The organism is Collinsella sp. AF23-2, from assembly GCF_003459245.1.
GTDB lineage: Bacteria > Actinomycetota > Coriobacteriia > Coriobacteriales > Coriobacteriaceae > Collinsella.
Genome location: NZ_QRVG01000018.1, coordinates 1 through 18,845, shown reverse-complemented (window position 1 = coordinate 18,845; position 18,845 = coordinate 1). Strand labels below are relative to the sequence as shown.

Sequence of the window (18,845 nt, the reverse complement as noted above, 5' to 3'; positions counted from 1 at the left end):
CCATGGAATCGGTGGTTCCCGCCGATATCGTCCTTAAGACGACGGCGCTGTTTACGGCCGAGGAACTTGAGCCTCGCGCTGGGTGCGTTGCAGTTCGCGGCAGCGAGATTGTGGCCGTGGGCTCTCCCGACAAGGTGCAGCCGTTTATCGGTCCCGATACTGAGGTTATTGACGCCGGCAACAAACTGGTCATGCCCGGATTCAACGATTCACACATGCATTTTGCGCTTGGTTCAATCCAGAAGGATGAAGACTTCTGTTGCGATCTGATGTTCCTGCCGAGTGAGCAGGCTTGCGTGGATGCTGTGGCAAAGTTTGCTGCCGAACACCCTGACAATCCGTGGATTTACGGCCAGGGTTGGTATTCGCCTGCATGGGAAAACCCGATTGACCCTGATTGCCGCAGCCTCGATGCGCTCGATATCGACCGCCCAATCGTGCTTTCGGATTTTTCGATGCACGTGGTGTGGTGCAATACCGCCGCGCTTAGGGCGGTTGGTATTGATCGCAATACCCCGACGCCTGAAGGTGGCCTTATCCGCCACTTTGACAACGGCGAGCCCAATGGCTTTCTGTCTGAGCCCCAGGCGACGAACATCTTGCTCGATGTTGTGCTCAACAAACCGGACCTTGATGCGTCGTTGCTCAAGTCGATGCGCAAGTTCAACAAGCTCGGCATAACTTCGATCGGTGATATGTATCCTTTGGGCGTGACCACGCCCGGCGTGTACGACATCTATGACCGTCTGGCGAGCGAGGACCTGAGTACGCTGCGTATTAGCTACTATTCTGCGCTCGACGCTCCGATGGCAGAGTCGCAGGCCCTGCGTGTGCGTCATCACGGCGAGCGCGTCCGAATGGCGGGTCTCAAGTACATTTTGGACGGCTGTCCCGAGGCGTACACGGCCTACATGCATGAGCCGTATCTTAACGCTCCTACGGGGAAGGACTTTCGCGGCGAACCAGCATGCAACCAGGAGACGCTTGACCGCATGATGCTCGAGGCCAGCAAGAATGGCTTCGATGTTCGTATTCATGCCATCGGCGACGCATCGGCCACGATGATTATCGATGCCGTCGAGCGTGCCGAGGAGGTGTGCGGCAACAAGGGGGCGCGTTTTGCTATCGAGCATACAGATAACCTGAAGCTCGAGGATATTGCTCGCATGAAGCGCCTGGGCATTAATGCTGCGGTCCAGCCGCAGCATCCCATCGGAGGCCTTGGGCAGGGCGTGTACGAGGAGTCTCTTGGCGAAGAGCGCATGAGCCACATGTGGCGCTATAGGGAAGAGGCCGATGGCGGAATCCACTTAGGGCTTGGTACTGACTGGCCTGCGGTGATGTCAATCGATCCTATCGATACCGTGTATGCTGCGGTGACGCGTAGCGAGTTTGACGGGCACCCGGCGGAGGGATACTTCCGCGAGAATGCCCTGACGCTCGGCGAGACGCTGCAAGCGCACACGCTCGGCTCAGCATATGTCGAGGGCTTTGAGCGCCGTTTGGGCAGCCTTGCCGCCGGCAAGCTTGCCGATATCGTCATCCTGTCGGGCAATCCGTTTGAAATGAACCCGATGGCGCTTCGCGATCTCGAAGTCGAGACGACGATCTTTAACGGACGCGTCGTCTATCGCAAGGATGAAGCATAGATAGGGTGATGAACGTGAGCAAAGGGACGGTCGAAAAATATGCCCTGCTGTTTGTGGTGTGCGGCATCGTGTTTGCTGCGAACTACGCGCAGTATCAGGTGTCGGGATTGACACATCTGGTTGTGTCGGACCTGCATCTGACCTCGGCCGAGTTTTCAGCCGTCCTGTTTGCCCCGTTTGTTCCTGCCGTTGTATTCGGCATGCCTGTCGGCGTTTGCGCCGATCGATATGGCGTGAAGGCGCTCGTATTCATCGCGTCGGCGATTTCTGCAATTGCAGCGGCTGCTCGCGCGGAGTGCGCATCGTTTGCGACGCTGTTCACGGCGACCATGCTTCTGGGTGCGGCACCATGCGTCGTGAATGCCATCGTTCTAAAAGTGCTTGGTTCCGCTTTTGGCGGAGAAACCGATAGGGCCATGGGATGGTTCTACGCTGCGGGGTCGGGCGGAATCGCCTGCTCGCTTGCAACCTCTCCTCTCTTTGCAACGCCCGGACGAGCATATGCCCTTGCCGCGGTTTTGTTTGCCGTGTTTGGATTGCTGTGGCTGCTGGTTGCGCCGTCGGCAGATGTTCTGCAGGCTGCAGATGGCTTTGGCGTTCAGGGCGCGGAGCCTGCTGCATCGTCGGCAAGTGCGTTTGCGGCGGTAATCAAGATGCCGATAGTTTGGCTCGTGGCGATACTGCTTGGAGTTGCCCTTGCATCGGCTACGGCGTACTCGGGTTATCTTGTTTCAGCGCTTGAGGCTTCAACTGAACCCAAGGCTGCTGGACTTCTCGCCTCTTTCGTGACGCTTGGATCGATTGTCGGCAGCGTGGCTGGACCCTATGTGCGGGCGCAATTTGGCGATTATCGCGTGTTTATGGCCATCTCCGCAATGGCGGGAAGTGCCCTTATGTGGGCAGGAGAGGCTTTTGTCTCCCATCCTTCTGTGGGGCTGATGTTTGCGATCGGCGTTTCGAGCTCCGTCGCTGGTCCGGTCGTTCAGTCGCTGCCCTACATGCTGCCCGAGGTGCGCGAGGGACTTGCGGGAAGCGCCGGCGGCGTGGTGAGCACCGTTTCACTGGGACTTACGTTTTTGATTCCCGTGGCCCTCTCCTTCTGCATTGGCGAGAGCTACGAAACGCTGCTTTTTGGGTGCGCTGTTCTGTTTGGCGCGACGGCGCTGGTGTCGCCATTCCTGCCGTCTCCCGATTCACTTATGTAATATTCGCTTCCGCCCTTTGGGCCTGGCCGACAAGGGCAAAAGGAGTTGGTCTACTTGACACTAAAAAAGAGTACCGCTGTGACCATTCTCAACGGCATCGTTAATCCTCTATTCATGTGTTCATTTCTGCCGATTGTTGAGGGAAAGCCTGGCTTAGATTTTCAGGGACTTACTGGTTTCTGGGGGCAGCTTATTCTGGCCATCGGTATTGCACAGTTCGTGGGTTTTTTGCCGCTCTTTGGCAAAGCAATTGAGACGTGCGTTGAGTTTTTTGGTTTTGATCGGAACACTCCGGGCGCACGGATTTGCGGAACCGTTGTGGGCGCTACTCTGCTCTTCTGCATTATCGGGCTATTTGAAGTCGCGTTTCAGTCAGGCGTTGGCGTTATCGACGGTGTGCCGTTTTTCTCGCGCTGGGTTCGCCTCGTGGTGGGCGGATGGGCCTTTGTCGTTGTGGGCGGCTTGCTGTTTGATCCTTTTGTCGCGGCCATTGCCGCTAAAGTTACGGGCGAATAGCGCCAAGACCGGTCGCGTGGCGAAAGCCTGATCGACTGGCAGCCAAGGTCGGCCGGGGGATTGGTCGGCCTCATTTTGCCCGTGCTACCATAAACGGACATTCGTTTGATGGGGGCTGCCGTTGTCACGCGTCTTGCAACATATGGAAATCCCGCTGCTGCTGGCGGTTCCTGCGGTGATGGCTGCGGCGTTGCTGGCGGGCGTTGAGCAGGCAGCGTTGGCCATGCTGGTTGTGGTGGCGCTGGTGCTTGCGCTGTTCTTTGCGGGTTACGAGGCTTCGCGCCCGGGCCTGCGCCAGATTATGCCCACGCTGGTGTTGGCGGCGTTGGCCGCGGCGGGGCGCATCTTGTTCGGTCCCATTCCCGACTTTAAACCGGTGAGTGCCATCGCCATTATCGCGGGGGCGACGCTTGGTCGCCGCAATGGTTTTATGGTTGGCGCGCTGGCGGCGCTGACCAGCAATTTCTTTTTTGGACAAGGCATGTGGACGCCGTGGCAGATGTATGCCTGGGGGCTGGTTGGCTATGTTGGCGGCGCGCTAGCGTATGCGGGTGCGTTCGACCGCGTCGACGGCACCGTGCGCATGCCAGTACTGCTGGCGTACGGCTTTGCGTCGGGCCTGCTCTATGGCGTCGTGATCAACGCATATGACATCATTGGTTTTGTACAGCCGCTTACTTGGGCGGGTGCCGTGGCGCGTCTTGCCACGGCAGTGCCGTTCGATATTACGCACGGCCTTGCGACCTGCGTGTTTTTGGCCGCCTTGTACAAGCCTTGGTGCCGTCGCATTAACCGTGTCGTCGTGAAATACAGGCTGTAGGGCTGGTTGCGTCGGGGCGGGAATCAATACTGCCGAAGTGTCATTTCAAAACTATGCCGGTTTACGGGGCTAGATTGGCGCAGGCAGACCATGCCGGCTTTTTTCGAAATAGAGTAAGCCGTTCACCTGCGGTTTTATTATCTCGGAATTGCGTATGGTTGGGGGTTCGCGATTCAGCCCCGTAAACCGGCATAGTTTTGGAATGGCCGGCTGATATGACGGGCATCGTGGCCCTCAGAGAGCCAAATTGATCCATTTTCTTCCGTCCCCAGATGTCCCCAGGGAATCAGTTGACGGCGCTTGCTACGAAACTGGCCCATCTACTACGTTTAGCTTGATACTCCCGACCATGACCGCGTTTTATGAAAAACCGCAGGCTTTCTACCTGCGGTTTTCTTTTTGCGTTGTTCGCTGTGGTTGAGGGTGGTGGCTTAAACGTAGTAGATGGGCGTGTTTCGTGGCGGATGGGTCACGCGGACACCCTCACGAGGCCCAAAATGATCCGTTTTCCTTCGTCTCCGGGGGCAGCTGGAGTTAGAGCTCCAACGTAAGGGTGACGGGGCAGTGGTCGCTGCCGAAGATGTCGCCGCGGATGCCGGTGTCGCGTACGTTGTCGGCGATTGCGTCGCTTACCAGGAAGTAGTCGATGCGCCAGCCGGCGTTGTTCTTGCGGGCATTAAAGCGATAGCTCCACCAGCTGTAGACGCCCTCGACGTCGGGGTTTGCCGCACGCCAGGTATCGGTAAAGCCGGCGTTGAGCAGCTCGGTAAACTTGCCGCGCTCCTCGTCCGAAAAGCCGGCGTTGCCGCGGTTGGACTTGGGGTTCTTAAGGTCGATCTCCTCGTGCGCCACGTTAAAGTCGCCGCAGGTCACGACGGGTTTGCCGGTCTCGCGCTCGAGCGCGTTCAAAAAGCCGCGGTAAGCATCGTCCCAGGCCATGCGCACGTCGATGCGGGCGAGTTCATTTTGGGCGTTGGGTGTATAGACGTCGACAAACCAGAACTTGTCGAACTCCAGCGCGCAGACACGGCCCTCGGTCGCGGCTTGGGCAACGAGCTCAGCTGCCTCACCCTCGCCGGCGTAGGGCAGCAGCGCATCGGCGTGCAGCACGCGCAGCGGTTCCTGGCGGCTAAAGACCGCAGTGCCCGAATAGCCTTTACGCTCGGCGTAGCTCCAGGTTTGGTGATAGCCGGGCAGGTCAATATCGACCTGGCCTTCTTGCAGCTTGGTCTCTTGCAGCGCCAGGATATCGACGTCGAGTTCTTGCGTGATCTGGATAAAGCTCGGGTCCTTTTTGAGCACGGCGCGCAGGCCGTTGACGTTCCACGAGGCGAAAGTGTAAGTCTGAGGCATGGTGTCCTTTCGACGGGGTTGGCAGGCTTAAGATTAGCGCAACAGGGGCGGGGTGGGCTCCGTGGGCGACGGCGCAATCGCAGCCGCCCCGACCAACATGGACGGAGGACAAACATGACGCAAGCGATAACAGATCCCAAGCAGGCCTCCGCCGCGCTGGCGGAGCTGTTCAATACCCACAAGCGCATGGTGTTCTTTGGTGGCGCTGGTGTTTCCACGGCAAGCGGCATTCCCGATTTTCGCAGCGTTGACGGCCTGTATCACCAGCAGTTTGCCTACCCGCCCGAGACCATGCTCTCGCACAGCTTTTACGAGACGCATCCGGCGGAGTTCTTCGACTTTTACCGCACCAAGATGATCGCGCTTAACGCTAAGCCCAACCGCTGTCACACCAAGCTCGCCGAGCTGGAGCGAGCTGGCAAGCTCGATGTCGTGGTGACGCAAAACATCGACGGCTTGCATCAGATGGCGGGCTCGCAGCGCGTGTTTGAGTTGCACGGATCGGTCCATCGCAACATTTGCCAGTCGTGCGGAGCGGTCTATAGCGCCGAGTGGATTTGCTCGCGCGAGCACGAGGACGCCGCGGGCGTGCCCGTGTGCCCCGCGTGCGGTGGTCGCATCAAGCCCGATGTGGTGCTCTACGAAGAACCGCTCGACGAGCATGTGTTGACCGGTGCCGTTGCCGCCATCGCCGCGGCCGATGCCCTCATTGTAGGCGGGACCTCGCTCGTGGTGTATCCGGCGGCGGGCCTTACACGCTACTTTACCGGCGATACGCTGGCCATTTGCAATCTTGCCCCCACCGATCAGGATGCAAATGCCGACCTGCTGATTTCTTGCGACATCGCGGCCGCGTTTGCGTTCTAGCCCGCGTGCGCGGATACAATAGAAAGACTGATTGCAAAGCGACCACGCCGCCAGCGCCCGAGCGCGGCGGCGTGGGCATTTTAGGAGGATGTTCATGGCGAACGACAGCAAGACATGGCGGTGCGGAAAGTACGAGCTCAGCTTTGACCGTCCGCGCATCATGGGCGTCCTCAACGTGACGCCCGATTCGTTTAGCGACGGCGGGGAGCACTTCGACCCGGATGCCGCCATCGAGTACGGCCTGGCGATGCTCGACGCCGGCGCCGACATCATCGACGTGGGCGGCGAGTCCACGCGCCCCGGATTTACCCCGGTCAATCCCGATGAGGAGGCTCGCCGCGTGCTGCCCGTGGTGCGCGCGCTGGCCAAAGAGGGCGCCATCGTCTCGATCGACACGCGCCACGTGGCGGTTGCTAAGGCGGCCGTGCGCTGCGGCGCCTCGATCGTCAACGACGTGACCGGCTTCACCGACCCCAAGATGGTCGAGTTTGTTAAGACGAGCACCTGCGGAGTCATTGTGATGCATGCCGGCGAGGTCGCCGTGCCCACCCGCACGCACGCAACGGTGCAGCTCGATACCTCGGCAGCGGCGTTTGTTGCCGAGAAGGCGCGCGAGGCGGCTGCCGAGGCCGCGCGTGAGGCCGAGAAGCCGGCTCGTCGCCGTCGCGGCAAGTTGCTGGGTGAGCCTAAGCCGGAGGCCAAGCTTCCGGGTGGCGTGGTGCAGCCCTCGTTGCCGTTTGGCGAACCTGAGCCCGCGACCGAGCCTGCAAGCGAGCAGGAGACGCCTGCCGCCGAGCAGGCTGCTGCCGCCGAGACCGTCGCGCCCGCGCCCGAGGCCGCGCCCGCAGCCACCGAGGCCGCATCGGAGCCCAATGATCACCTGGCGGCCATGATGCGCCGCAGCGCCCGCCGCGAGGAGGCCTACGTGCCCACCTCTCAGCTCCGCCGCTTCACCCTGCCCGATTCGGCGCCCATCATGCGCCGCGTTATGGGCTTTCTGTCCGACCAGGCCCGCACGCTCATCCACGCCGGCGTGTCGCGCGACCGCATCTGCATCGATCCTGGCCCGGGCTTTGGTAAGTCGGCTAACGAGGACATCGTCATCCAGCGCGAGACTGCCAAGATGGCGTCACTGGGCTATCCGCTCATGTGCGCCGTATCGCGCAAGCGCTTTGTGGGCGCCGTCTCGGGCGTGACCGAGGCCGCCGAGCGCGATGCCGCTACGTTTGGCGTGTGCCTGGGCGCCATCCAGGCCGGTGCCAACATCGTGCGCGTGCACGACGCCGCGGGTTTTGCGCAGTTCCTGAACGGCTACTGGGCGGTTGCCAAGCCGCAGCCGCGCCGCGCGTTTGTGGCCGTGGGCTCCAACCTGGGGCATCGCTGTGACAACATCCGCGCCGCACGCGACATGATCGCCGAGATTCCACTCACCTGCGTGTCCAACTCCTCCAAGATCTACGAGAGCGAGCCGGCCTACGAGACGCGTCAGGACGCGTTTGCCAACGCCGTCATCGAGATCAAGACCGAGCTGGCGCCGTTGGTGCTGCTCGACGAGCTCATGAAGATCGAGGCCGAGCTGGGCCGCGACCGCTCCAAAAAGGCCAAGGCCAACGGCCCGCGCACCATCGACCTGGATCTGCTGTGGATGGACGGCGAGACCCACGGGGGCAAAAAGCTGCGCCTGCCGCATCCGCTGATCGGCGAGCGCGACTTTGTGCTGGTGCCGCTCGAGGATCTGATGCACGATCCGGCGCGGTTCTTCCGCTACAACGGCGTCGAGGTCAAGGGGCCCGAGGACCGCGTGGGCCATATCGTGGGCGAATTGGGGCGCATGTAGATGATCGAGATGAATGCTGTTGCCGCCGGCACCGAGCTCGACGCGGCGCGTGACGCGGGCCGCGAGGGCGTGTCCGCGGGCTGGTGCGCGTGGAGCGCGGGCGATGCTTCGCTGACGTTTTCGCTGGTCGTTCGCCCCGACGTGAACATGCACGCCTTCCACGGTCTTCCGTTTGTGGCCGCGATGGGCATGATGGACGCGCTCGTGGGCACGACGTCGACGCCGGGCCTGGGCCTTGCCGGTAAGGTGGGTATCCAGTGGCCGAGTGACATCGTGTGCGGTGCGCCTGCGTTTGAGACGTCACTCGCGCGTGTTGCCGTGAACGGCGGTGCCGGTGCTGCGGGCATGTTTGCCGCGGTGACGGTTGATATTGAGCGTGCGGCGCTGGGTGAGCTTGGTGTGGATATGGCAGATGAGGCGCTGATCGAGGCATTGGCCGCCGCCGTGCTGGTCCGCGTGGACACCTGGGCGGTTGCCGCCAACACACCACAGGGCGCTGCCGGCCCGCTGGCTCCGGTGCTGGGCGAGTACTTTGACATGGTGCCACTGTTGGGTCGTCAGGTCGCGGCGGTGTCGCCCAACGGCTTGCCGCTTGCGGTCGGTGTGTTTGCGGGCCTGGACATCTGGGGCCGCGCGACCATCAAGACCGATGCCGGCGAGCAGGAGTTTCCGCCCGAGGCCGTACGGATTCGCGGACTGTAACGCGAGGCGCCCGCGCTCAAAGATAGCGATGACAACAAGACCCTCCTCGGCTGCCGGGGAGGGTCTTGTTGTCTGGGGAATGGGCTGTCAGCACCCTATTCCTCAAAACTGAAAAATTTTCGATTTTGAGGAATAGGATTGGCGGCTGGTTGCTGCGACCTGGCGTTTACTCTATCCCAGCTCCTGCATGCGGCGGTAGATTTCGCAGATGCCCTTGATGGTGAGTTGCCCGTCGACCACGTCGAAGGCATCGGTCGAATCGGCGACAATGCCGGCGAGACCGCCCGTGGCGATAACGGTGGCGTCCTCGCGGCCCAGCTCGCGCTTCATGCGCGTGACCAGGCCCTCGGCCATGGCGGCGGCGCCCATCACGGCGCCGACCTTGATGCACTCTTCGGTGTCGCGACCGATGGCGTGCTCGGGCGCCTCGAGCGGCACGCTGGCGAGCTTGGCGGCACGGGCGGCAAGCGCGTCCATGGAGATGCGGATGCCCGGCGCAATCGCCCCGCCAATGTAATAACCGTCCTCATCGATGACGTCGATATTGGTCGCGGTGCCAAAGTCCACCACGATTGCCGGCGCGCCGTAGAAAGTCTCGGCCGCAACGGCGTTGGCTACGCGGTCGGCGCCCACGGCCTGGGGGCGCGCCGCGCGCAGCTTGGTCACGGCGGCCGTCTGCGGCCCGATGACGATGGCGTCTGCCGCGATGCGGTTGGCCACGGCGTGCCATTCGCGCGAGAGTTGCGGCACCACGCCCGCAAAGGCGATCGCGTCAACCGTATCGAGCGAGAGGCCGTACATCTTAAAGAAACCCATCAGGCGCACGTGGATCTCGTCGGCGGTATAGGAGCGGTCGGTGGGCATACGCCACGACTGCACCAGCTCGTCTCCGTCAAACAGGCCCATGGCCGTCTGCGTATTTCCCATATCGATAGCGAGCAGCATGTCTACTCCCGGTGTTGGCATAAAAGGACGCGCACCATTGTATACGTGCCGTCGACGGCGCTCGGCTGCAATTCGTTTACGGTGATAGGGGCTGAGGGGTTTAAATATGAAGGAATTATGCTCTACGAGATTTTCCTTGCCGTTTACCGAACTCCCGCGTAATATTCTTTCTTGCGCACATGAGGCGCCCAGACATTGCGGGGTGGAGCAGTCTGGTAGCTCGCCGGGCTCATAACCCGGAGGTCGTAGGTTCAAATCCTGCCCCCGCGACCAAGAACTTGCAGCTCGGAAGCAAAATTGCTTCCGAGCTTTTTCTTTATCGGTTTACTTTGCGGGTGAATTGCGGGTGAATCCTGAGTCAATTTATTATGTGAAGCAAATAAACCATTGATAATCGCGGGCCGGTCGGCTTGACTTATCGACCGATAAACTCCAATTGGGAGGAGTTTCGGCGGTCCTTAGCTTAATAATAGTGGCGGGGATGGACCGCGCCATCCCCGGACCCCTGCGCGCCAAAGGGACGTGTCCCCTTGGAACCCCGCCTATTCTTCTCAGCACAGAAACGGGGGAGTATGGATTACAGGTTGTAGGATGCCGACAGACAAGCACCATGCTGCCTCAAATCCGCATGGAGCTTGGCCGGGGCCGTCTCTTTGCCTCAAGGCGGGCAGTGAACTCAGGCAATCGAACCTCTTCGCATTTGTTCTCTAGGAACTGAGTGACACGCTCCTCCCAATTAATGTTGCCGAAGCATGCGGAATATCAGAAGAGAGATTGCAGGGCGTAAGTCAGCGCATGAAGAGCTGCCCGTCGTTTTGATAATGACATAATTAAGTGGCAAACTAAAGCGATCGGAGCGACCATGATTCTTGACAGCCTGCGTAACAGCGCGTCTTTTAATGAAACCGACCGAGCCATTGCTACCTATCTGCTCAATCATACCGGCGACCTTAAGACCCTCACTATGGCAAAGCTCGCACAGGAGACTTACACTTCGAACGCGACTATCATCCGCTTTTGTAAGAAATTGGGCCTAAGCGGCTATCGAGAGTTGATCATGCAGCTCATCCAGGAGATAAGCGGAGACTATCTTCTGGCTGCCACTGTCGATCACAATCGTCCTTTTGGCAGTACCGATTCAATTGAGGCCATCGAGGGCAACCTTGCAAATCTCTTGAAGGGCGTCATAGATCAAACGAAAATCGAGCTCGATAGCGCCAAATTGAGCATAATCGCCAAGGCAGTTCTTAGCGCCCCGCGAATTTACATCTTTGCTAAAGGGGAAAGCTATCTGGCGGGATGTATCTTTCGCAACAATCTTCTCAAGCTCGATCGTCATGTCACCATGGCAGACGACGGGGGCCTGCAGACGCTGCACGTTAAGAACGGTAGGCCCGGCGACCTGTTTTTATTCCTAAGCTACAGCGGCATTCACTATGATTATTCCAAATACGCCGCCGCTCTTTCCGAGCGCGGAATCAAGCCGTGTTTAATCACGGCGTTTTCTGATTCGGCGCTCGCCAGGCAATGCGACACTGTCTTGCTCATTCCAAAATCAGAGCGCGTGATTGGAAAGGTTGCCAATTACTCTTCCATGATCTCGCTCACGTATACGCTTCAGGTTATTTATTCGCTTATATTCAATCAGGATTATCAAGAGAACTATCGTGTAAAACACGAGGCCGATTCGTTCATCTTTACGAGTTTTGCGGAGATTTAGTCATACAAAAGGTGACCCCAAAGCATTTTGCCTTGAGGCCACCTTTTGTGCTTGTGCTATCTGGATGGCTTCTCTACTTCAGCTCAGGCCAATAGCCCTTGTTCGCCTCGATCATGTCGTCCAAGACTTCCTTAGCCACGCGCGCTGAGGGAATCGTGCGATTGAGGGTGAAGGCCTCGAGTGCCTTCTGGTAGGAGCCCTCGATAACGGCCTCGACCACAAGGCCCTCGCAGGCATCCTGCTGCTCGATAAGGCCCTTGTAGAAGCGGGGAATCTTCCCGACGCGGATCGGTTCGGCTCCTCGATCGGTGATGTACGCCGGAATCTCGACGGTCGCGTCGTCCGAGAGATTCTCGATTGCGCCATTATTGGGCACAATCACCAGCTGGCGATGGCGCAAATCCTTCGCCAGGGACTTGACGACATCGACAATGAACCTGCCGTGGACGCCTACGTAGAACTGCGTGAGATCGACCTTTTCACCGCGCTTAAGCGCCGCAGATGCGTCGAAGATACGCTTTTCGCGGCCGTTTACGACCTGCATGCCACGCGTGTTATTGATGTCCATGTACTCCACGCAGGCATCGGGCAACAGGTAATACTGGTAATAGGTGTTGGGGAGGTAATCCTGGAATAGCGTAGAAATCGTTGCCGCATTCTTGAAGGTGTGGGCCCAATCTGGGTCTTTTACCAAGGCGTCATTGAGACTTGCCTCGGAAATGTAACCGTACTTACGCACGTGCTCTTTGAGCTTGTCCGTAACGTCGACGCCCTTGCAGCGTACGCTGGTATACCACCCAAAGTGATTGAGGCCAAAGTAGTCGACTTCAATGTCGTCGAGTTCGCAGCCCAAAATCTCCGCCATGCGGGCTTCAATCTCTACCGGCATATCGCAGATGTCGAGAATGCGAGCGTTTGGACGCAGCTTGTGCATCGCCTTGGCTACGATGGCAGCGGGGTTGGAGTAGTTGACGATCCAGTAGTCCTTGCAGGCGTACTCCTCGCAGAAATCGACAAGCTCGCACATGGGGAAGATGGTCCTCATGCCATAGGCCATGCCACCTGCTCCGCAAGTCTCTTGGCCGACTACGCCATGGCGCAGGCTGATCTGCTCATCCTGGATACGCATCTTGAGCCCGCCCACGCGCATCTGCGCCATAACAAAGTTCGCATCTGTAAACGCCTCTTTGGGGTCGACGGTTACATGCAAGGGGATCTCGGGAGCAAGGTCATCGATAACCGCTTTAACCACCACGGCGACTGTGTCTTGGCGCTCCTCGTCGATGTCATAGAGCCAAAGCTCGCGTATTCCTAATTCATCCTTTTGGTCGATCAGGTCTTTGACGATGCCAGCGGTATAGGTGCTGCCGCCGCCGCAGATGACAATCTTGTATCCGTTCATGTTGTTCATGCCTTTCAAATCAAATTGAGCTGCAGACAATCTTGGTTACTATCTGCACGAAGTAGGTGGCGATGTTGATGACCGCCGCCATGCCTGCAATGCTGCCTGCGTCCGCGTGCCTTCCTGAACGCCGGGTCCAAACCGCAGCGAGTAGACCCAGGAGCGGCCAGATAAAACCACATGCGAATGCAGCCATAAGTACGAGAAGACCCCTTGTCGACTTTTCTTTGTACATGTTGAGCAGGCGTTCGAACATGCCTTGGATTGAATGAAACGTTTTGGTCAACATGAGGTCCCCTCGCTTATCGCTTATCGCTTATCGCTTAAGCGACTGTTAATCTTCCAGATTAAGGATGGGACGCAGCAGGTCGTAGACGGAGTGCACGTTGGTTCCCACGATAATCTGGACATTGGTGCCGTTCTTAAACAGGCCCTTGTCGATAGCCTTCTTGATGGTCTCTTCGTTGACCTTGTTGGGATCTTTGACTTCGACACGGAGACGAGTCATGCAGCAGCCCATGGTGTTGATATTGTCCTTGCCGCCAAGGCCGTTGATGATGTTCTGCACCATCTCCTGCTGTTTTGCGTCGACTTCCGGAGTTCCGGAGGACTCGAGAGCATTGTTGTCTCCGGAGACCTCTGCAGACCACTCTGCGGAACGGCCGGGCGTCATGAGGTTGAGTTTCTTGATCACCATCGCCAGAACGATGAACGAAACGGCGGCAAACACGATGCCCAAGACGATGTAAATCGGGAACTTGGTGACGCCCATTGGCAAAGGCAGGCCGAGCGTGAGCAGCTCGATGCCACCGTACATGTTAAGCAAGCGGACTCCCAGGACAAACAGGAGCATCTCGCCCAGTCCGTAGAACAGGCTGTAGGCAACCCAGAGAATCGGAGACGCGAACAGGATCATGAAGTCGAGCGGCTCAGTGATGCCGGAGAGCATGGCGGTGATGTAAATGGGCACCAGCATGGCTGCGACAGCTTTTCGATTCTCCGGACGGGAAGTCGCAATCATTGCGAGCACAGTGCCGAGGGTTACGAATTCCTTGCCAAAGCCGAACATGGCAAAGCGGACAGAGGGGTCGACTGTGGTGAGGGATCCGTCGGCGATATGGGGAAGCTCGGCATAGAAGATGTTTGCTGCGCCGGAAACACTCTGGCCGGCGACGACCGCCGTGCCGCCAATCGCGGAGTAGTCAAACGGCATCCACATAAAGTGGTGCATGCCGAGAGGTACGAGGACGCGGTTCAGGAAGCCGTAAATGAAAACGCCCAGACCACCCGAGGCTGCGATGAATGAAGAAGCGTTGCTGATGGCGTTGGCGATAGGGGGCCACACGATAGTCGCTCCGATGCCGAAGACAATGCTCAGCGGAACCATCGCCAGAAGGGCCAGGCGGGGTCCGCCGTAAATCCGGATATACTCCGATACCTTTACGTCGATCAGTTTGTTATAGAGCCAACCGCAGAAGCATCCGATGAGTACGCCGCCGAAGACGTTGACATCGGTAACTTGAAGACCCAGTACCGTTGCCTGGCCAGTGCCATACAGACCCATCGCGCCAGCTTTTGCCAGCTGATCGGTGAGCGTCAGGTAGGCGTTGTTGACATACAGGAACATGAGGTAACTAATAAGTCCAAACACTGCCGCGTTGGATTTTTGCTTCTTTGCGAAGCCTGCCGTAAGGCCGACTGCGAAAATCACCGGCAGGTTGCCGATCACCGCGGAGTTGGTTGCCGCGGAGAGCAGCGTGCCCAGATCTGCGACAACTCCGCTGCCGAGCGAGCATACCGTGGCGATGGCCAAAATGATGCCCGTCACCGAAAGGTACAAAATAGGGTCGACGATAACGCGGCCAAAGTTCTGGAAGGCCGTTTTGACTTTATCCATCTCTTCCCCTCTCCTAACTAATCTCGGGGGCTTGCCCCTTAGGCAGAGACGACACTCGCATACTTGCCGGCGTTGGATGTTGATGTCTACCTCTGTTTACTGGCTTCATGATAGTTAGAGTGTTCACAAAACATGTGGGACGGAACAAACGGTGCTTAAAACGAGCTCGGCTAGTCTTTTTCGCTGTTACCATCTTTCCATTTCGGCCAGCGGTATACATTTTTAGGCAAACGGCTTTGGGTGCGAACGGCTAGCCGTGTCTTGATTTGCCAGGTCCGTCTCTATTCGCATTGGGCTTGCGTGAAGTTTGGATATTGAGGAGACGTTCCGACTCTTGCCGTCCGGGCATCCTGGATGAAAGGAGGAGGGGCAGCCGGAAAAGGGATGAAATGTCCGGAATTGCGGGGTTGACACGCGCTCGGGTTGCTGTGGCCCTCGATATGACGGCGGGGCGATGCCGTCGGCCTGTCCGCTTTTTCGCTCGGGCCTCTGCTCTCAGCCTCTCAAACATAATCTCGATCTGTAACAGGTGGACCCGATTTGGGCGGCTAGGTGTTACAGATTGAGATCTTTCGGCAGGACGGTCTCCGTTTGTCTAAATCTGTAACACGAGGGACGGATTTTGCCGAGTTGTTGTTACAGATTGAGATTATCTTGCAGGTGGGTCCCGTTTGTCTCGATTTGTAACATCTGGGGCCCATTTTGCCGAGTAACTGTTACAGATCTAGATCTTTCGGCAGACGGGATTGGTTTGTCTCGATCTGTAACAGTTAGGGTTGGTTTTGGTCTGTAATTGTTACAGATTGAGATTTTCCGCCGGGACGGTTTTGGTTTGTCTCGATCTGTAACAGGTGGAGGCCAAAAGTGGGCCTAACTGTTACAGATCGAGACAAACCGACGGGCCGCCCCGCCCCTTCCACCTGCCGCTACCTGCTGTCTGCCGATTTCCGTTGCACCACTGTGCTCCCATGTCATATCCTCTAGACAACTACGCGGCATCATCGCCGCCGCGCCTACAAGAGAGGAATGTCCATGACCACACCTGCGTCCAAGCTGTTTCAACCCATTACGGTTGGCCCCCTTGAGCTCAAAAACCGCATTATGTTCCCGCCGCTGACCACCGGCTACGAGGAGCGCGACGGTTCCATCGGCGAGCGCAGCCTGGCCTTTTACGAGCGTCTGGCCCGTGGCGGCGTGAGCTACATCGTCATCGGCGACGTCGCTCCCGTTATGACCGCAAGCCCCACGCCCAAGCTGGCGACCGACGCTCAGATCCCCACGTTTAAGGCGCTGGCCGACGCCGTCCACAAGCACGGCGCCAAGATCGCCCTGCAGCTGTTCCACCCCGAGTACGACGTCCCCGGCGTCGGCCGCATGGTCATGGGTTCCATGGCCGCCGCCAAGGCCGCGCAGGAGGCCAAGGCCGCCGGCGACGAGGAGACCTTTGCCGCCAAGATGGCCGAGTCCAACGAGATCCGCAAGCAGGCATACGCCAAGCTGCACCACGACATGCAGCACTTTGTGAACGAGGCCACCGTGGAGCAGCTCACCCAGATCAAGGAGGCTATCGCCGCCTCGGCCGCCCGCGCGCAGCAGGCCGGCATCGACGCCATCGAGGTCCACGGCGACCGCCTGGTGGGTTCGCTGTGCTCCGCGATCCTCAACAAGCGCACGGACGAGTACGGTGGCTCGTTCGAGAACCGCGTCCGTTATGCGCTGGAGGTCGTCGCCGCCATTAAGGAAGCCGCGCCGCAGCTGATGGTGGAGTACAAGCTCCCCGTGATCATGGAGAACCCCGACGGCACGCCGCGCGGCAAGGGCGGCCTGCTGCCCGACGAGGCCTGCGAGTTTGCCAAGCTGCTCGAGGGTGCGGGCATCGACATGATCCAGGTCGCGCAGGCCAACCATACCGGCAACATGGGCGACACTATTCCGCCCATGGGCGCCATGCCCTACAACTGGACGCTGCCCGTGGCCGAGCGCGTCAAGGCCCTGGTCTCCGTGCCGGTGGCAACCGTCGGCCGTGTGGTCTCGGTCGAGGCCGGCGAGAAGATCCTGGAAGACGGCGCGGCCGACATCATCGCCTATGGCCGCTCGCTCATGTGCGACCCCGACATTGCGCTGAAGGCCGCCACGGGTGAGCCCATTCGCGAGTGCCTCAACTGCAACAAGGGCTGCGTCGACGCGATCCAAAACCGTCAGTACATCTCGTGCGTGCTCAATGCCGAGAACGGCGACGAGGCGACCGTCGCCATTAAGCCGGGCGAGGGTGACAAGAAGATCGCCGTGGTGGGCGGCGGTATTGCCGGCCTGGAGGCCGCGCGCGTGGCGGCCAAGCGCGGCTACGACGTGACCGTCTACGAGGCGAGCGACCATTTGGGCGGCCAGATTGTGCTGGCGGCCGCGCCTCCGCGCAAGGACGAGATCATGCGCTCGGTGGAGTACTACGAGAAGATTCTGCCCGGCCTGGGCGTGAAGGTTGAGCTCAACCACGCCGCTAGCCCCGCGGACCTCAACGCCGCCGACGCCGCGATTGTGGCCGTGGGCGCGCACGACGTGGTCATTCCCGTTCCGGGTGCCGACTCGGAGAAGGTCGTCTCGAGCTGGGACGTGCTGGCCGGCAAGGTGGAGCTCAGCGGGCGCGTCGCCGTCATTGGCGGTGGCCTGGTGGGCACCGAGACTGCCGAGTACCTGCTGCAGCACGGCTGCGAGGTGGCGATCGTCGAGATGCTCGACAAGATTGCCGCAGGCGAGTCCGAGACCATTCTGCCGCTGATTATGAGCGATTTTGCCGAGCATGGTGTTGAGCAGCATGTTAAGACCCGTCTGACCGCCATTACCGACGAGGGCGTGGAGGCCGTCCGCACCACCGAGGACGGCGCCGAGGAGCCGGTGAAGATCGCCTGCGATTACGTGGTGATGGCCGTGGGCTCCAAGGCCAACGCGTTTGACCTGGAGGGCGTGACGGTACCCGTGACCTGCGTGGGCGACTGCTCGGGCGAGCGCACCGCCGACATTGCGAGCGCCATTCGCACGGCGTATCACGCGGCCAACGAGCTGTAGCTGAACATCGCGGCCAGGCGGGACGGTAGCACGGATCCGTCTCGCCCGGCTGTGTCCCGTCGGGTGTCAACCGGTGCGGGGCCTTCAAGCGCAGCAGGCCCCGCCCTTTTTGTTTTGCTCCGGTGGATGGCAATGCGCGGTAATCATGAGGAGTAAGGACGTCTACTGCCTTGCCGATTACTCAAAATAATTGGGGGAGGGGTTAATAATCATATCCGCTATAGCAAAGGACATAAAGAGATGCCAATTTTGTTGACAAGCGAATGACGATTGGCTGCGAGTCAGCTACCAGCGTAAATAATCGATAAAGAAATGTCGTAAATTGGTGCCAAATGCCCAGATAACACCGCGTCTATTTTAATTAACTGCTTTGAGCAAACAGTAAAATGCTACTATCTAACTTGCACGTAAGAAAGCAGATTAACGGTTAAGGCTAAGAAGTGGCAGGTATGTCGGAAGCAACTAGGACTCGCACGCATGCGCCCGAGGTTAGGCAGCGCGCCGTCGAGGTCCTCCAAGAGGGGGTCGGTCATCGCGCCCTCGCCGCGGAGCTTGGCATTCCCCAGGCCACGGCTCGTCAGTGGGCCCGCGCGTATGCCGTGGGCGGTGCCGACGCCGTTCTCAACGCCGGTTCGCATCATCACACCTATTCGTACGAAGTTAAGCTCGCCGTGGTCAAGGACCGCTTGGAAAACGGCTTAACGGTTCGCGAGGCCATGATCAAGCACAAGATTCCCAGCGAGTCTTCGGTCAAGGCTTGGTGCCGCCAGTATCGCGAGAGCGGTGAGTCCGCGCTGGTTGATAAGCCGCGCGTTAAAAAAGCGGAATAGACACTATGACCCAATCCGAGGGCACTAAAAAGATAGGAG

The 18,845-nt window shown here is 59.1% G+C and carries 15 protein-coding genes and 1 tRNA gene; 11 read left to right on the top strand and 5 right to left on the bottom strand.

The annotated features are described in order from the left end of the window. The first annotated feature begins 2 nt into the window (after window positions 1–2). The 4 genes from DWY03_RS07560 (at window position 3) to DWY03_RS07545 (ending at window position 4,190) form a co-directional block, all read left to right on the top strand. Window positions 3–1,649, top strand: coding sequence for an amidohydrolase (locus DWY03_RS07560; RefSeq protein WP_117840351.1), 1,647 nt, complete (start codon window positions 3–5; stop codon window positions 1,647–1,649). 14 nt (window positions 1,650–1,663) lie between these two features. Next, window positions 1,664–2,854: an MFS transporter gene (locus DWY03_RS07555; protein WP_158558638.1), complete on the top strand. Its 1,191-nt coding sequence runs from the start codon at window positions 1,664–1,666 to the stop codon at window positions 2,852–2,854. Window positions 2,855–2,932: 78 nt separating this feature from the next. Beyond that, complete coding sequence (locus DWY03_RS07550; RefSeq protein ID WP_117778675.1) at window positions 2,933–3,370, top strand: hypothetical protein; 438 nt, start codon at window positions 2,933–2,935, stop codon at window positions 3,368–3,370. 121 nt (window positions 3,371–3,491) lie between these two features. Continuing rightward, the gene (locus DWY03_RS07545) at window positions 3,492–4,190 is read left to right on the top strand and encodes a DUF6580 family putative transport protein (protein ID WP_231500818.1); all 699 of its coding nucleotides are present in this window, start codon (window positions 3,492–3,494) and stop codon (window positions 4,188–4,190) included. Between the two features lie 534 nt (window positions 4,191–4,724). Here the strand turns inward: DWY03_RS07545 and DWY03_RS07540 are convergent. Next, window positions 4,725–5,543 (bottom strand): exodeoxyribonuclease III, encoded by an 819-nt coding sequence (locus DWY03_RS07540; protein WP_117840348.1) that lies wholly within the window; start codon window positions 5,541–5,543, stop codon window positions 4,725–4,727. Between the two features lie 114 nt (window positions 5,544–5,657). Between DWY03_RS07540 and DWY03_RS07535 the strand changes: the two genes are divergently transcribed. The 3 genes from DWY03_RS07535 (at window position 5,658) to DWY03_RS07525 (ending at window position 8,949) form a co-directional block, all read left to right on the top strand. After that, window positions 5,658–6,410 (top strand): NAD-dependent protein deacylase, encoded by a 753-nt coding sequence (locus tag DWY03_RS07535; RefSeq protein ID WP_117840347.1) that lies wholly within the window; start codon window positions 5,658–5,660, stop codon window positions 6,408–6,410. A gap of 94 nt (window positions 6,411–6,504) precedes the next feature. Next, on the top strand, window positions 6,505–8,247 hold the full coding sequence (gene folP / locus DWY03_RS07530; protein WP_117840346.1) for a dihydropteroate synthase: 1,743 nt from the start codon (window positions 6,505–6,507) through the stop codon (window positions 8,245–8,247). Then, window positions 8,248–8,949 (top strand): hypothetical protein, encoded by a 702-nt coding sequence (locus DWY03_RS07525; RefSeq protein ID WP_055251520.1) that lies wholly within the window; start codon window positions 8,248–8,250, stop codon window positions 8,947–8,949. Between the two features lie 171 nt (window positions 8,950–9,120). Here DWY03_RS07525 and DWY03_RS07520 read toward each other — a convergent pair whose 3' ends face one another. After that, window positions 9,121–9,894, bottom strand: coding sequence for a type III pantothenate kinase (locus tag DWY03_RS07520; RefSeq protein ID WP_158558637.1), 774 nt, complete (start codon window positions 9,892–9,894; stop codon window positions 9,121–9,123). A 196-nt stretch (window positions 9,895–10,090) separates the two neighbouring features. Here DWY03_RS07520 and DWY03_RS07515 point away from each other — a divergent pair. Together DWY03_RS07515 and DWY03_RS07510 are read left to right on the top strand one after the other, a co-directional pair. Further along, window positions 10,091–10,167, top strand: a tRNA-Met gene (locus tag DWY03_RS07515). A gap of 589 nt (window positions 10,168–10,756) precedes the next feature. Continuing rightward, on the top strand, window positions 10,757–11,614 hold the full coding sequence (locus DWY03_RS07510; RefSeq protein WP_006235773.1) for a MurR/RpiR family transcriptional regulator: 858 nt from the start codon (window positions 10,757–10,759) through the stop codon (window positions 11,612–11,614). A 73-nt stretch (window positions 11,615–11,687) separates the two neighbouring features. Here DWY03_RS07510 and DWY03_RS07505 read toward each other — a convergent pair whose 3' ends face one another. The 3 genes from DWY03_RS07505 to DWY03_RS07495 are packed head-to-tail and all read right to left on the bottom strand — an operon-like array spanning window position 11,688 to window position 14,913. Continuing rightward, window positions 11,688–13,016 carry a 6-phospho-alpha-glucosidase gene (locus DWY03_RS07505; RefSeq protein WP_231500819.1) on the bottom strand — a complete coding sequence of 443 codons (1,329 nt, stop codon included), beginning with the start codon at window positions 13,014–13,016 and terminating at the stop codon, window positions 11,688–11,690. Between the two features lie 19 nt (window positions 13,017–13,035). Beyond that, entirely contained in the window at window positions 13,036–13,305 is a 270-nt protein-coding gene (locus DWY03_RS07500; RefSeq protein ID WP_117840343.1) for a hypothetical protein, read from the bottom strand. Window positions 13,306–13,350: 45 nt separating this feature from the next. Beyond that, window positions 13,351–14,913, bottom strand: coding sequence for a PTS transporter subunit EIIC (locus DWY03_RS07495; protein ID WP_117840342.1), 1,563 nt, complete (start codon window positions 14,911–14,913; stop codon window positions 13,351–13,353). A gap of 1,032 nt (window positions 14,914–15,945) precedes the next feature. Between DWY03_RS07495 and bilR the strand changes: the two genes are divergently transcribed. Next, the gene (gene bilR / locus DWY03_RS07490; protein WP_231500820.1) at window positions 15,946–17,976 is read left to right on the top strand and encodes a bilirubin reductase, long form; all 2,031 of its coding nucleotides are present in this window, start codon (window positions 15,946–15,948) and stop codon (window positions 17,974–17,976) included. Window positions 17,977–18,425: 449 nt separating this feature from the next. Then, window positions 18,426–18,806, top strand: a complete 381-nt coding sequence (locus DWY03_RS07485; RefSeq protein WP_117716179.1) for a helix-turn-helix domain-containing protein — start codon at window positions 18,426–18,428, stop codon at window positions 18,804–18,806. Window positions 18,807–18,845 lie beyond the last annotated feature (39 nt).

What these genes read in the sequence shown, in the direction of transcription:
- DWY03_RS07560 (WP_117840351.1), top strand. Translation starts at nt 3, where the DNA reads ATGGAATCGGTGGTTCCCGCCGATATCGTCCTTAAGACGACGGCGCTG.
- DWY03_RS07540 (WP_117840348.1), bottom strand. Translation starts at nt 5,543, where the DNA reads ATGCCTCAGACTTACACTTTCGCCTCGTGGAACGTCAACGGCCTGCGC.
- DWY03_RS07535 (WP_117840347.1), top strand. Translation starts at nt 5,658, where the DNA reads ATGACGCAAGCGATAACAGATCCCAAGCAGGCCTCCGCCGCGCTGGCG.
- folP (WP_117840346.1), top strand. Translation starts at nt 6,505, where the DNA reads ATGGCGAACGACAGCAAGACATGGCGGTGCGGAAAGTACGAGCTCAGC.
- DWY03_RS07525 (WP_055251520.1), top strand. Translation starts at nt 8,248, where the DNA reads ATGATCGAGATGAATGCTGTTGCCGCCGGCACCGAGCTCGACGCGGCG.
- DWY03_RS07520 (WP_158558637.1), bottom strand. Translation starts at nt 9,894, where the DNA reads ATGCTGCTCGCTATCGATATGGGAAATACGCAGACGGCCATGGGCCTG.
- DWY03_RS07510 (WP_006235773.1), top strand. Translation starts at nt 10,757, where the DNA reads ATGATTCTTGACAGCCTGCGTAACAGCGCGTCTTTTAATGAAACCGAC.
- DWY03_RS07505 (WP_231500819.1), bottom strand. Translation starts at nt 13,016, where the DNA reads ATGAACGGATACAAGATTGTCATCTGCGGCGGCGGCAGCACCTATACC.
- DWY03_RS07500 (WP_117840343.1), bottom strand. Translation starts at nt 13,305, where the DNA reads ATGTTGACCAAAACGTTTCATTCAATCCAAGGCATGTTCGAACGCCTG.
- DWY03_RS07495 (WP_117840342.1), bottom strand. Translation starts at nt 14,913, where the DNA reads ATGGATAAAGTCAAAACGGCCTTCCAGAACTTTGGCCGCGTTATCGTC.
- bilR (WP_231500820.1), top strand. Translation starts at nt 15,946, where the DNA reads ATGACCACACCTGCGTCCAAGCTGTTTCAACCCATTACGGTTGGCCCC.
- DWY03_RS07485 (WP_117716179.1), top strand. Translation starts at nt 18,426, where the DNA reads ATGTCGGAAGCAACTAGGACTCGCACGCATGCGCCCGAGGTTAGGCAG.